Source organism: Streptomyces sp. NPDC057002 (assembly GCF_042673825.1).
Lineage (GTDB): Bacteria > Actinomycetota > Actinomycetes > Streptomycetales > Streptomycetaceae > Streptomyces.
This window is the reverse complement of the sequence record NZ_JBHURZ010000002.1, coordinates 1263345-1275681: the sequence shown is the minus strand read 5'-3', so window position 1 is coordinate 1275681 and position 12337 is coordinate 1263345. Positions and strand designations below refer to the sequence as shown.

General features: G+C 72.5%; 14 protein-coding genes. 7 read left to right on the top strand and 7 right to left on the bottom strand.

Translation table 11 applies throughout. The annotated features are described in order from the left end of the window. Window positions 1-9 precede the first annotated feature (9 nt). Window positions 10-594 carry a hypothetical protein gene (locus tag ACFT32_RS13880; RefSeq protein ID WP_382488659.1) on the bottom strand — a complete coding sequence of 195 codons (585 nt, stop codon included), beginning with the start codon at window positions 592-594 and terminating at the stop codon, window positions 10-12. Window positions 595-804: 210 nt separating this feature from the next. Here ACFT32_RS13880 and ACFT32_RS13875 point away from each other — a divergent pair, with 210 nt between their 5' ends. The 5 genes from ACFT32_RS13875 (at window position 805) to ACFT32_RS13855 (ending at window position 5867) form a co-directional block, all read left to right on the top strand. After that, complete coding sequence (locus ACFT32_RS13875; RefSeq protein ID WP_382488657.1) at window positions 805-1482, top strand: nucleotidyltransferase family protein; 678 nt, start codon at window positions 805-807, stop codon at window positions 1480-1482. 10 nt (window positions 1483-1492) lie between these two features. Then, window positions 1493-1780: a BON domain-containing protein gene (locus ACFT32_RS13870; RefSeq protein ID WP_382488655.1), complete on the top strand. Its 288-nt coding sequence runs from the start codon at window positions 1493-1495 to the stop codon at window positions 1778-1780. Continuing rightward, window positions 1777-2541 (top strand): metallophosphoesterase, encoded by a 765-nt coding sequence (locus ACFT32_RS13865; RefSeq protein ID WP_382488654.1) that lies wholly within the window; start codon window positions 1777-1779, stop codon window positions 2539-2541. Before ACFT32_RS13870 ends, ACFT32_RS13865 begins: the two co-directional genes overlap by 4 nt. 238 nt (window positions 2542-2779) lie before the next feature. Further along, the gene (locus tag ACFT32_RS13860; RefSeq protein ID WP_382488652.1) at window positions 2780-4444 is read left to right on the top strand and encodes an alkaline phosphatase D family protein; all 1665 of its coding nucleotides are present in this window, start codon (window positions 2780-2782) and stop codon (window positions 4442-4444) included. A 55-nt stretch (window positions 4445-4499) separates the two neighbouring features. After that, a complete protein-coding gene (locus ACFT32_RS13855) occupies window positions 4500-5867 on the top strand; it encodes a carbohydrate-binding protein (RefSeq protein ID WP_382488650.1) in 1368 nt (455 codons plus the stop codon). A 73-nt stretch (window positions 5868-5940) separates the two neighbouring features. Here ACFT32_RS13855 and ACFT32_RS13850 read toward each other — a convergent pair whose 3' ends face one another. Genes ACFT32_RS13850 through ACFT32_RS13830 form a run of 5 tightly spaced genes read right to left on the bottom strand, consistent with a single transcriptional unit; the run spans window position 5941 to window position 9836 of the window. Then, the gene (locus ACFT32_RS13850) at window positions 5941-7056 is read right to left on the bottom strand and encodes a serine hydrolase domain-containing protein (RefSeq protein ID WP_382488907.1); all 1116 of its coding nucleotides are present in this window, start codon (window positions 7054-7056) and stop codon (window positions 5941-5943) included. Between the two features lie 2 nt (window positions 7057-7058). After that, window positions 7059-7976, bottom strand: coding sequence for a DUF6895 family protein (locus ACFT32_RS13845; RefSeq protein WP_382488648.1), 918 nt, complete (start codon window positions 7974-7976; stop codon window positions 7059-7061). Beyond that, on the bottom strand, window positions 7973-8935 hold the full coding sequence (locus ACFT32_RS13840; protein WP_382488646.1) for a DUF6895 family protein: 963 nt from the start codon (window positions 8933-8935) through the stop codon (window positions 7973-7975). The genes ACFT32_RS13845 and ACFT32_RS13840 overlap by 4 nt, the downstream gene beginning before the upstream one ends. Beyond that, complete coding sequence (locus tag ACFT32_RS13835; protein ID WP_382488644.1) at window positions 8932-9627, bottom strand: hypothetical protein; 696 nt, start codon at window positions 9625-9627, stop codon at window positions 8932-8934. The genes ACFT32_RS13840 and ACFT32_RS13835 overlap by 4 nt, the downstream gene beginning before the upstream one ends. Before the next feature lie 20 nt (window positions 9628-9647). Further along, window positions 9648-9836, bottom strand: a complete 189-nt coding sequence (locus ACFT32_RS13830; protein ID WP_382488642.1) for a hypothetical protein — start codon at window positions 9834-9836, stop codon at window positions 9648-9650. Between the two features lie 209 nt (window positions 9837-10045). On the opposite strand from ACFT32_RS13830, the gene ACFT32_RS13825 reads away from it, so the two are divergent. Further along, window positions 10046-10579, top strand: coding sequence for a DoxX family protein (locus tag ACFT32_RS13825; RefSeq protein WP_382488640.1), 534 nt, complete (start codon window positions 10046-10048; stop codon window positions 10577-10579). Between the two features lie 78 nt (window positions 10580-10657). Next, complete coding sequence (locus ACFT32_RS13820) at window positions 10658-11221, top strand: hemerythrin domain-containing protein (RefSeq protein WP_382488638.1); 564 nt, start codon at window positions 10658-10660, stop codon at window positions 11219-11221. 75 nt (window positions 11222-11296) lie between these two features. On the opposite strand, the gene ACFT32_RS13815 is transcribed toward ACFT32_RS13820, so the two are convergent. Then, a complete protein-coding gene (locus tag ACFT32_RS13815) occupies window positions 11297-12262 on the bottom strand; it encodes an NAD-dependent epimerase/dehydratase family protein (protein WP_382488636.1) in 966 nt (321 codons plus the stop codon). Between the last annotated feature and the right edge of the window lie 75 nt (window positions 12263-12337).

Below are 12337 nucleotides of genomic sequence, written 5' to 3'. Positions count from 1 at the left end.
TGTCCCGACTCAGCCGGCGGACCGGCTGTCGTGTCCCTGCGGGTGCGGGTGTTCCCGGTCCGGCTCCTCGCCGTGCGCCTCGTGGTGCGCGGTGGCCTCGGCGACCTGCTTCAGCGCGGAGGCGGTGGCGGTGTCGCCCACCTTGGCGGGCTGTTCGTGGACGTGCTGTTCGGGCCGGTCGTGCCGGTAGTGGGACGCGGCGAGCCTGCCGCCGGGGCCGTACTCGGAGGTGTCCTGATCGTCCGGCGTGTCCCGGGCACCGGTGCCCTCGCGGCGTTCACCGGCCCGGGCGGTCCGCGTACCGCCGTTCGGTGACGCGCCGTCGGGCTCCTGTCCGTGCCGGGGCTGCGTCAGCCAGGCGACGGCGGCGCCGGTCAGGGCCACCGGCCACTCCACCACTCCGGCCACACCGAGCACCCCGGCACCGGCGTAGACGGCCATCCGGCGGCCGCGCGGCGACACCGCGCCGACCTTGTCCAGGGCTCCTCCGGCCACCTTGCCCACCTGCTCGGCACCCGGCAGATGCCTCAGGCCCGAGACCACGGCCCGCAACGGCTGCGGAAGATCAGACGAACGTGATGTCTCCTGGTTCATGCCGACCTCCACAGGCGCGTTTTTTATCCGGCTTCAACCGGTTTTCCAGCTTCTTGCCCCATATTCCTTCGTCGACGGTGTGAGCGCTTGTCTTGTTCGGCCGGAGCAGGGAGTCGCAGCCTTCCGTGTCGGCACAGGCGCGCTGGGTACTCAGAGCGGGCACGCGGCCCTTGTGGCAGCGGAGTGTCCGGTTCGGCGAATGGAGTGGTCATGACGGAGAACGGTGATGACGCGACGCTCGTCCGGCGGCCGGGGATACCCGACCTCCGACTGGCTCCGGACCGGACCGAGCCCGCGCCACCCCAGGACCCGCAGGCCGGCGAGCCCCCGCACGAACTGCCCCTGGATCGCAACCAGGCCATTCTGGAGGCGGCCAAGCAGGTCGGTTCCCTGCTGAAGCGGAAGGGGCATCTCTTCGCGCTGGCCGGGAGCGTGGCCGCCTACGCGCACGGGGGCGAGAAGAACCTCCAGCACGACGTCGACTTCGCCATCCGCCCCGAGGACGCCGAGGCGGTGGCCGTCACGCTCCGGGACGCGGGACTGACCGTCTACACGCCGCCGGAGGACTGGCTGATCAAGGCCACGTGTTTCGGCCAGCCCGTCGACATCATCTTCGAGCTGGCGGACCGGCCGGTCGGCGCGGACATGCTGGAGCGGGCGGAGGAGATCTCGGTCGACTCGGTGCGCATGCCCGTGCTGGCCCCGACCGACCTGCTGTGGAGCCTGGCCGCCGCCTTCTCCGAGCACCACTGCGACTTCGGCGCCGCCCTTCCCATCGCGCGCGCCCTGCGGGAGAAGGTCGACTGGGAGCGGGTACGGCGCGAGTGCGGGGACGCGCCCATGCCCGCCGCCTTCTTCTTCCTCCTGGAGCGCCTCGACGTCATCTGAAGGAGCACCCATGAGCACCCACGGTTCCCAGGACACGGGCGGCGCGCCGCCGGCACAGAGCCTGGACTACCGCATCGCCCACCTCCAGGACCGCCTCGCCTCCGGCGAACTCGGTGAACTGGGCGTACGGGCCGAGGCCCGCGGCGGGACGGTGCTGCTCACCGGCACCGTGCCCTCGGCCCCCTGCCGCGACGAGATCCTGCGCACCGCCCTCGAGGAGCTCGCCGGGACACCGGTGCACAGCGACCTCGTGGTCACCGAGGCGTCCTCCCCCGACCACGCGGAGGAACTCTCATGATCCGTATCGCAGCCGTCGGAGACATCCACATGGGGCCCGACAGCCAGGGCCTGCTCCGCCCCGCGTTCGAGACCCTGCCCGAGTGCGCCGACCTCCTGCTGCTGGCCGGGGACCTCACCCGGCACGGCACTCCCGAGGAGGCCCGGGTGGTGGCCCGGGAGATCCAGGGCCTCGGGGTGCCGGTGGTCGCCGTCCTGGGCAATCACGACCATCACGACGACAAGCCCGACGAGGTCACGGCCGTGCTCAGGGACGCCGGAGCCCAAGTCCTCGAGGGGCGGGGGACGGTCGTGCCGTGCGGCGGGGCGCGGATCGGCGTGGCCGGCACCAAGGGGTTCGGCGGCGGCTTCGTCGGCCGCTGCGCCGGGGAGTTCGGCGAGCCCGTCATGAAGGAGTTCGTCAGGCACTCGCGCCGCTGCGCCGACGGACTGCGGGCATCCCTGGAACAGCTCGGCGAGGAGGGCTGTGACGCGCGGATCGCCCTGACCCACTACTCCCCCGTACCGGACACGCTGGCCGGCGAACCGCTGGAGATCTATCCGTTCCTGGGCAGCTATCTGCTGGCCGAGGCGATCGACACGGCCGGCGCCGACCTCGCGGTGCACGGGCACGCGCACGCCGGCACGGAGCACGGCATGACGAGCGGCGGCGTACGGGTGCGCAATGTCGCCCAGCCGGTGATCGGGCGGGCGTTCCACGTCTACCACCTGCCGGTGCGTGACCACGCGACCACCGGGGCCGCCGCCGAGGCGGCCCGCTAGCCCCGCCCCCCTTCCCGACCCCTGCTCTCCCGCCGCCGGCCGACGCCGGCGGCGTTTTCCGTGCTCCGCCGCAGATGACGCGAGTCGCTGTTCCCGTACCGCCTCTGGTGTGAACGCCCCGCAGGTCGCGCCCGCTTCAGGCATTTTGTCTGCTTAGCATGCATGCTCCGCGCTCCCCACGTCGGCGATGCCCCACGCGTCCGTCCGGGGCGCCCTGCCCCGTACGAGAGGACACCAGATGGCGCTGACGGGCCGTCGGAAAGCACCGTCCGAGCATGCCTTCTCCCCGCACGACGCCGTACTGCGCTCCGCGGCGCCGCACGTCGCCCGCCGCCGTTTCCTGACCGTCACCGCGGCGGCGGCGATGCTCGCCTTCAGCACCAACCGGCCGGCCCGCGGCGCCACCGCCGCTCCGGAACTCGACGCCGCCCGGGTCTCCGACGACCCCTTCACCCTCGGCGTCGCCTCCGGCGATCCGCTGCCCGACTCGGTGCTGATCTGGACACGGCTGGCCCCCGAGCCGTTCACCGTGGACGGCGGCCTGGGCCAGGAGCGGGTCGCCGTCTCCTGGGAAGTGGCCCTGGACGAGTGGTTCGCGCTCGTCGAGCAGCGGGGTGTCGCCACGGCCCATCCCGAGTACGCCCACAGCGTGCACGTCGACGTCAAGGGCCTGAGGCCGAACAGCCACTACTACTACCGGTTCCGGGTGGGCAGCTGGATCAGCCCCACGGGCCGGACCCGTACGGCACCGGCCGCGGGCAGCGCAACCGCCGGCATGCGGCTGGCCGCCGTGGCCTGCCAGGCCTACCAGGACGGCTACTACACCGCCCACCGGCATCTGGCGGAGGAGGACGTCGACGTGGTGTTCCACCTCGGCGACTACCTGTACGAGTATCCGGTGGACTCCGCCGGCGGGGCCCGCCGCTACAGCGACCGCAAGCTGCCCGACGTGTTCAACCGCGAGACGACCACCCTCGCGGACTACCGGCTGCGCTACGCGCTCTACAAGAACGACCCGGACCTGCGGGCCGCACACGCCCGGCACCCGTTCCTCGTCACCTGGGACGACCACGAGACGGAGAACAACTACGCGGGCGCCTTCGACGAGAACGGCACCTCCCCGGACCAGTTCCTGGCGCGACGCGCCGCCGCCTACCGGGCCTACTGGGAGAACCAGCCGCTGCGCGCCGAACAGCTGCCGCAAGGGCCCGACGCCCGGCTGTACCGCCGGCTGAACTGGGGGTCACTCGTCCAGTTCGACCTGCTCGACACCCGCCAGTACCGATCCGACCAGGCCTACGACGACCGGCCGCACGCGCCGGGCACCGAGTCGGACGACCCGGCCCGCACCCTGACCGGCGCCGCGCAGGAACGCTGGCTGCTGGACGGCTGGCGTGACTCCTCCGCGCTGTGGCACGTGATGCCGCAGCAGGTGTGCTTCTCACAGCGCAAGTTCGATGTGACCGGGCCTGCCCGGGTCTCCATGGACGCCTGGGACGGCTACGGAGCCTCCCGCGACCGGGTCACGGCGGGCGCGAAGGCCGCGGGCATCGACAACTGGATGATCCTCACCGGCGATGTCCACGTCGGGTACGCCTTCGACATCAAGGACGACTTCGACGACCCGCAGTCCAGGACGCTGGGCACGGAGTTCACCTGCACCTCCATCTCCAGCGGCGGCAACGGGACCGAGAAGCCCGACAACTGGGACACCTATCTGCGGGCCAACCCCCATATGAAGTACTACGACGGCCGGCGCGGCTACGTCCGGGTGGAACTCGGCCGCGCGAACGCCCAGGTCGACTTCCGGACCGTCCCGTCCATCACACAGCCCGGGGGCACCGTCTCGACGACCGCGTCCTTCGTCACGGAGGTGGGTTCGCCCGGCCTGAAGTCCGCGTGACACGCCCGGTTCCCGCAGTACCGCAGTTCCACCGTGATCGAAGGAGACACATCGCATGGTCCACAGACACGCCGTGACCGGCCGCCGGGCGGCCCTGACCGCACTCGGCGCGCTCGTCGCCACCGGGCTCCCCTCCGCCGTGGCGGCCGAGCCGACGCCCCCCGCGGGCCCGCTGCCCTCGGCCGCCCAGACCCTCGGCGCCGACCGGCCGTCGGCTCCGGTGCTGCGTGCTCTGCAGCGCGACCTCGGGCTGACCCCGGCCCAGGCATCCCGGCGGCTGGTCAACGAGGCGGAGGCGGGCACCCGGGCGGGGCGGCTGCGCAACGCCCTGGGCAACCGCTTCGCGGGGGCCTGGCTGCGCGGCACGACAGCGCAGGAGCTCGTGGTGGCGACCACCAACACCGCTGATGTGCCCGCCATCAAGGCCCAGGGCGCCAAGGCCGCCGTCGTGAAGAAGACGCTCCGAGACCTCCAGGCGGCGAAGAAGAAGCTGGACGGGGCAGCGGCCCGTGCCGACACCCGCGACACGCCCCTGTGGTACGTCGACATTCCGGCGAACCGGGTCGCGATGCAGGCCCGGAGCAAGACCGCGGCCGCCGCGTTCGTCAAGGCCGCGGGCCTCGACGCCAAGTCCGTGGGCGTCACGGTGACGGCGGACCGGCCGCGCCTCATGGCGGACATCACCGGCGGCGATCCCTACTACATCAACGGCAGCGCCCGCTGCTCGATCGGCTTCTCCGTCACCAAGGGCCAGCAGCAGGGCTTCGCCTCGGCGGGCCACTGCGGCAAGAAGGGAGCCGCGACGACCGGGTTCAACCAGGCGGAGCAGGGCACGTTCCAGGCCTCCACGTTCCCCGGCAAGGACATGTCGTGGGTGGCGGTCAACGACCAGTGGACGACCACGGCGAACGTGAAGGTCGAGGGCGAGCAGAAGGTGCAGGTCACCGGCTCGGTCCAGGCGCTCGTCGGGGCCGCCGTCTGCCGCTCCGGCTCCACCTCCGGGTGGCACTGCGGCAAGATCGAGCAGCTCGACGCCAGTGTCAGCTACGCCGAGGGCAGGGTGGACGGGCTGACCCGGACGACGGTGTGCGCCGAGCCGGGCGACTCCGGCGGGCCCTACGTCGCGGGCGTCCAGGCGCAGGGCGTGACCTCCGGTGGTACGGGCGACTGCAAGAGCGGGGGTACGACGTTCTTCCAGCCGATCAATCCGCTGCTCAGCGACTTCGGCCTCACTCTGAGGACCGCGGTCGCCGAAGCCGCGGCACCGCAGGGCAACGTCGCGCAGACCTGGGCCGCCGGCCGTGTCTACGAGGCCGGTGTCATGGTGAGCCACGCCGGGGTGCGCTACCGGTGCCTGCAGACCCACCAGGCCCAGGGCCCCTGGGCGCCCACCCGGACTCCGGCCCTGTGGCAGCGCGTGTGACGAGGAATCAGGGCTGCCCGGCGCCGGCGCGGCATGTGCCGTGGGCGCCGGGCCGGGCCCGCTGCTCTCCGCGCTACTCCCCCGTCAGCAGCGCGTAGGCGGACGCCAGGAACGGGTCGTGGCCGCGGAAGCGGCGGGTGCACACGGCGGCCAGGGCCGTGCCGGTGTCGGGGCGGAAGCCCAGGAACGCCTGCTGGCCGAGGGTCGCCCCGCTGTGGAAGTACACCGGTCCGCCGTCAGCCGGGTGACGGAACCAGGCGGTGGTGTGGACGTGCCGGTGCCCGATGCCCCGGCGGAGCACGGGTCGGCGCACCTCGCGCAGAGCCGCGGTGAGCTGTGGTGATCGGCCCGTGGGGTCCAGATGGGCCTCGAGGAAGGTGAGCAGGTCGTGCGGCGTGGCCCGTACGGCGCCCGCGGCCTGGAAGCCTCCGGCGTCGAAGGCGGGCACGGGTGACCGGCCGTCCCTGCCGTGCCCGAGTGCGTCGAACCCGGAGTCGTCCGCGCGCAGGGTCGTGCCGGCCAGGCCGAGCGGGTGCAGGACCTGGCCGGTGAGCAGGTCCTCCCACGGTGTGCCGGTCGCGGCGGCGAGCGCGTGCCCGAGCACGGCGACGCCGTAGTTGGAGTAGCGCCACCGGGTGCCGGGGCGGTGGCGCGGACCGTGGCGCAGGAAGGCGTCGACGACCCGGGCGGCCGGGAAGCGGCCGTAGGGGTTGGTGTGCCAGGCGGGCAGGGCCCGGAGGAGGAAGCCGGGCGGCAGGGCGGGCAGTCCGGAGGTGTGGGTGATCAGATGGGCGAGCGTCACCGGGTGGGCACCGGCCGGCCGCCCCCTGTCCAGGAAGGCGATGGCAGGCTCACCGCCGGACAGCCTTCCGCTGTGGATCAGCCGGGCCAGTAGCAGCCCGGTGAACGTCTTGGCCGCCGAGCCGATCTCGTACCGCAGCTCCTCCCGGGGAAGCGGCGGAGGCGGGGCGGTGCCGCCGCTCAGGACGATGCGGCGGCCGTGCCGTGAGAGGGCGAAGACGACGTCCGGCGCGTCGGCCGCGGTGACGGCGTCCGCGAGCCGCGCGCCGAGCGACCCGTCGTCCGGGGCAGGTTCCGGTGACCGGACGGGTGGGGCAGGGTGGGCGGCCGCGTCCGTGGCGCGAGGGACGTCGAGCGGTTCGTCCCGCCGCGAGGGGTGCCGGCGGATCGTCACGAGGCGTGTGCCAGGCGGGACAGGGAGCGGGACGTGGCCAGTACGGAGGCGTAGGCGGCGACCAGGGTCGGGTGGTAGACGATGTCGAACACCTCGTCGGGGTCGCCCTCGGGCATCGTCCGCAGGGCCGGCATGGCCCCGTCGGGCTGCTGTGCGGCGGCGAAGCCCTCCCAGGCCCGTTCGTCCAGGGTGGGGCGGGGCAGGCAGGCGTCGACCACCAGCAGTTCGCCCAGCAGGTCCCAGCGTTCGAGGTCCAGCCAGTCGTCGATCCAGACGGGCAGCCAGGTCGCGAGGTAGTCGGCGGTGGCGGGCGGCAGGCCGTCCGGGTTCTCTCCCCAGTCGGTCAGGTGGAACACGTTGTGCGTGACGTCGTAGGCGATGTGCCCTTCCACCGTCCAGGGCTCGGGGGTGCGGGCCAGCCAGGTGGTGTCCCGCAGTTCGGCCTCCGGAGGGCGCGGCGGGAGACCGAACCGGCGCTGGAAAGCGGACAGTCCGAGCCTGCGGGTGGGGGTCGCCTCGAACGCCACCCAGCTGTCCAGCCGGTGGTTCAGGGCGGCGGCCCGCTCCACCTCCGGCTGGCTGTAGCCGAGTTCCTTGAAGGGCAGATACACCTCGAACGGGATGGGGGAGATCGGCTCCGTGAGCTGCCCGCGCACCAGCATGCGGCCGCCGTCCAGCGTCTCGCGCCAGGCGTGGTCGACGAGTTGCCGGGCCAGCTGTGCCTGGCGCGATCCCGCGACGCCCTCGCGGAACAGCACCTTGCAGATCATGGCGAGTTCGCCGATGGGTTTGAAGCGCTCCAGGAATCCGACCTCGGGGTCGACGTCGGGTTCCAGCTCGAATCCGTCGCGGTGGGCCCACAGCCATTCCAGGGCGCCGGCCCCGACGTTGTGGATCAGGCGGGTGTCGGTCATCCCAGCACTCCTTGTCCGCCGGGCCGGTGGTGCGTGCCCGCCCGGGCTCCGTCCTCGAGACGCCCTGTGGTGAGGGTTGCCGCGAAGGCGGCCATGAGGGTGGGGTGGTAGTGGGTGAGGAAGTCCGGGCCGCCGTCGTGGTCCGTTCCGCCTCCTTGCTCGGGGATCGCGCCGGTGGGGTGCTGTACCGCCGCGACCCGTGCCCAGGCGTCCTCGAGGACGGCGGGTTCGGGCAGCAGGGGCAGGCTCGCCGCCACGGCCAGCAGCTCGCAGCCGAGGTCCCACATCCCGGCGTCCAGACAGGTGTCGAGCCAGGGCGGCAGCCAGTCGGCCAGGTAGTCGGCCACGTCCGGTGGTACGCCCCCGGGCCCGGCGCGTCCCCAGTCGGTGAGGTGGAAGACGACGTGGGTGAGGGAGTAGCCGGAGGACTGCTCGAAGGTCCAGGGCTCGGGCAGCCCGGCCAGCCAGGTGTGCCGCAGCGCCTGCGGCATCGCGTCGGACTGCCGGATGCCGCTGCGGGTCTCGGCGTTCAGGACGCCGAGCCGCCGGGTGGGCTCCTGTTCGGTGAGCCGCCAGCCGAGGGTGCGGGCCACCGTGGCGGTGGCCGCCTCGTAGCCGGGGTGCCGCAGACCCGCCGCGGCCATGGCGGCGTACACCTCCAACGGGTAGGTGGCGAAGGGCTCCAGCCGTTGCAGACGGACGAACAGCTCTCCCCGGCCGGTCTGTTGCCAGGCGAAGGCCATGAGGTCGGCCGCGCACGCGTGGAGCGGATCCGGGGGCGCGGTGTGCAGGGAGACGGTCGCGCACACCTGGGCCAGCTCCCCGAGCGGTTTCCAGCTGCGGTTCACCTGTCCGTCGGCGGCCAGCGCGTCCTCGCCCAGCGCGAACCGCTCGCGATGTGCGGACACCCAGGCCAGCGCGTCCTCGGCCACCTGCCGTGGCCCCCGTGCGTCGCTCACACGAACGCTCCCGTCCGTGTCAGCCGCGCCGCCCGCACCTGCAGCGCCACGAGCGGGTCCTGACCGCCCATCAGCTCGACGAAGTCCAGGCCGTTCTCGAGCCCCAGCGTCCGCGGTACGCCGTCCAGCAGGGTCAGCCAGCGTCCGGCGCCTGCCGCCTGCCGCCAGTCCCTGCGGCGTACGGCGCGTACGAAGCCGCGGGCGACGTCGACCGGCCGGTGCACGGCCGCGCGGGCGACCGCGCTGTCCTCGCCGGGCAGGGCGAGGGCGGCCAGCACCGCGAGCTGGTGCGTGAGGAGTTGCCAGCTCGCGCCCTCGAGCCAGGCCGCGTCCGGTTCTTCGTCGGGGCCGACGGCGTGGCCCGGATCGAGCCGCCGCAGCGTGCGTCGCATGGCCCAGTGGCTCCACACGACGGTGGGGGCGGCGTGGGCGCCGGGCGGATAGGCCTCCACGGCCTTCCGGAACACGGCGAGTTCGTCGGGCGGGGGCGGGGTGTGCTGAAGGGTGCTCGGCAGCAACGCGTCGGCTCCCAGCACACGTACGGCCGCGAGGGCTAGGCCCTCAGCTTCCGGGTCGACCGCCACGGGGGCGGCCGCACGAGCGTGGTCTCCGCTCCGAAGAGCGGAGACCACGCCGGAAGCGAGGTCCTGCACCGCGTCCTGCAAGAGAGACGAAGTGCCTGACTGCTTCATGGTTGCTCCTGTCGGTCCACTCAACCCTTCTTGGGGCGCGGGGTGGGCGGCGACAGGAGGAGACCGAATCCGCCCTTGAACAGCGCGAGTGCGGCGCACTCACGGCTGTCGCGGTAGATGCCGTCGGTTTCTGCCGGGTCGAGCGCCGCCTCGATGTCGGCACTCTGGATGCCCGTCAGTTCCTTGGTGACCTTCTCGGTGGAGGACATTGCACCATCTCCTTGGGGGGAAGCGGATGCTTCTCCTCTAGTGCACCTGATGGGGACAAATCATGCCAACTTACCCATGAGTTTATTTAGATCACTTGTTCAACATCCGACGCACGCGTATCAGCCCCGCGAAGCGAACCGGGTGCGTGCTTTCGCCCCTGACGGGGAACCCGGCGAGCGCTGTACCCACCGACACCCTGGAGAGGACCATGAGTCTGTTGCGTGTGCTCGGCCGCCCCATGCTGGCCTCGATGTTCCTGACGGGCGGCCTGAGTTCCGTCCGTGCCCCGGAGGAGGTCGCCCCGCTCGCCGAGCCTGTCGTAGAACCGGTCACCGAACGTGTCTCGGCCCTGCCCGACCGCACCGAGCAGGTCGTACGGCTGAACGGCGCCGTGCAGGTCGTGGCGGGCCTGATGCTGGCCACGGGGCGTATGCCGCGCCCGGCCGCGCTGGCCATCGCGGCCACGCTGGTGCCCACGACGCTTGCGGCGCACCGCTTCTGGGAGGCGGAGGACCCCTCGGAACGGGCCCAGCAGCGCATCCACTTCTTCAAGAACATGTCCATGCTCGGCGGGCTGCTGATCGCCGCCGACGACACCGGCGCCCGCCCCTCGCTGCTGTGGCGCGGCACCCATGCCGCCCATGGCCTGCGGCACGACGCGGGACTGGTCCGCCGCTCCGTCCGTGCCACCGCAGGGCCCGCCGCCGCGGCCGGCCGGGTCCGGGCCAAGCTCCCCGTCTGAGCCGCCGGCGGTGCGTGTCCGGGACCGCGCGTTAGCCCATTCGTGGCAGGGGGGACCCGGGGGCTGGAGGTGAAGGACATGGGACACGGAGGAAACGTCATCGACGAGCTGGTGACCGATCACCGCGAAGTCGAGGAGATGTTCGGCAGGATCGAGGCACTGCCGTCCGGTCACCAGGACCGCAAGGTGTACGCGGACCAGGTCACGATCGAGCTGGTACGGCACTCGGTGGCCGAGGAGGCCTATCTGTATCCGGCCGTGCGCGAGCACGTGGCCAACGGGGACACCCTCGCCGACCGGGAACTCGCCGACCACGCGACCGCCGAGCGCATCATGAAGGACCTGGAGGGCTGCGACGCGGGCGACGCCGACTTCGACCGGCTGATGGGCATGCTGATGAGCGAGATCCGCTCCCACCTCGCGGAGGAGGAGGGGACCCTCTTCCCCGCACTGCGGCAGGCCTGTCCGATGGACACGCTCAACGAGCTGGGCGAGAAGGTCCGCAAGGCGAAGAAGACCGCCCCGACGCGGCCCCACCCGGCCGCCCCCGACAAGCCTCCGGCGAACAAGCTTCTGGCTCCGGGCACGGGGATGGTCGACCGGCTGCGCGACGCGCTGACCGGCCGCGGCAAATTCGACTAGGGCAGCCGCAGCACGCCGAGGGGAGCGGGGCGCGGCGGTGCCCGCGGCGAGGGACCGGGGGCGTGCCCGGGTGGGTCAGCCGTCCGTCGTGTTCTCGCGGAACCAGGCGATGGCGCGCCGCAGCCCTTCCTCGGCGCGTACCCGCGGCTCCCAGCCGAGCTTGTCGCGGGCCAGCGTGATGTCCGGGCAGCGCACGGCCGGGTCGTCCACGGGGCGGGCGACGGGGCGGATCTCCGAGGAGGACCCGGCGAGTTCGACGACCAGCCGCGCCAGGTCGAGCATGCTGATCTCGGTCGGGCTGCCGATGTTGACGGGGCCGCGCATGCCGTGTGCGGCCGCCGCCAGAACGCCGCGCACGGTGTCGTCGACGTAGCACAGCGACCGGGTCTGCCGGCCGTCGCCGGTCACGGTGAGGGGCTCGCCCGCCAGGGCCTGCCGTACGAATGCGGGCACCACGCGTCCGTCCTCGCCGCGCATCCGGGGGCCATAGGTGTTGAACAGCCGCACGATGCAGGTGTCGGTGCCGCGGGTCTCGGCGTGGGCGGTGGTCAGCGCCTCGCCGAAGCGTTTGGCCTCGCTGTAGACGCTCCGCGGACCGACGGGGTTGACGTTGCCCCAGTAGCGCTCGTCCTGGGGGTGCTGCCGCGGGTCCCCGTAGACCTCGGAGGTCGAGGCCAGGACGAAGCGGGCCTCGACGGAGTGTGCGAGGTCCAGGGCATTGCGGGTACCGAGGCTGCCCGTGTCCAGGGTGTGCAGCGGCAGCCGCGTGTAGTCCGCCGGGGACGCCGGGGAGGCGAAGTGCAGGACGAGGTCGGGCCGCTGTCTGACCGGCAGTTCCTCCGCGACGTCGGCCTGGACCAGCGTGAAGCCGGGTCGTTCGAGCAGCGGTGAGATGTTCTCCGGCCTGCCGGTGCTGAAGTCGTCCACGCAGGTGACGGCGGCACCCGCGTCCAGCAGAGCCGCGCACAGATGTGATCCGACGAACCCGGCACCGCCCGTGACGACGGCGTGTTCCCAGCTCTGTGAGAGGGCGGTGGTCATGTCGGTCTCTCCTCCGTCGGCGGCGTGGCCACGCTCAGCGTCCGCCGCCCGTGCGGGCGGGGCACGGTCGTGTAC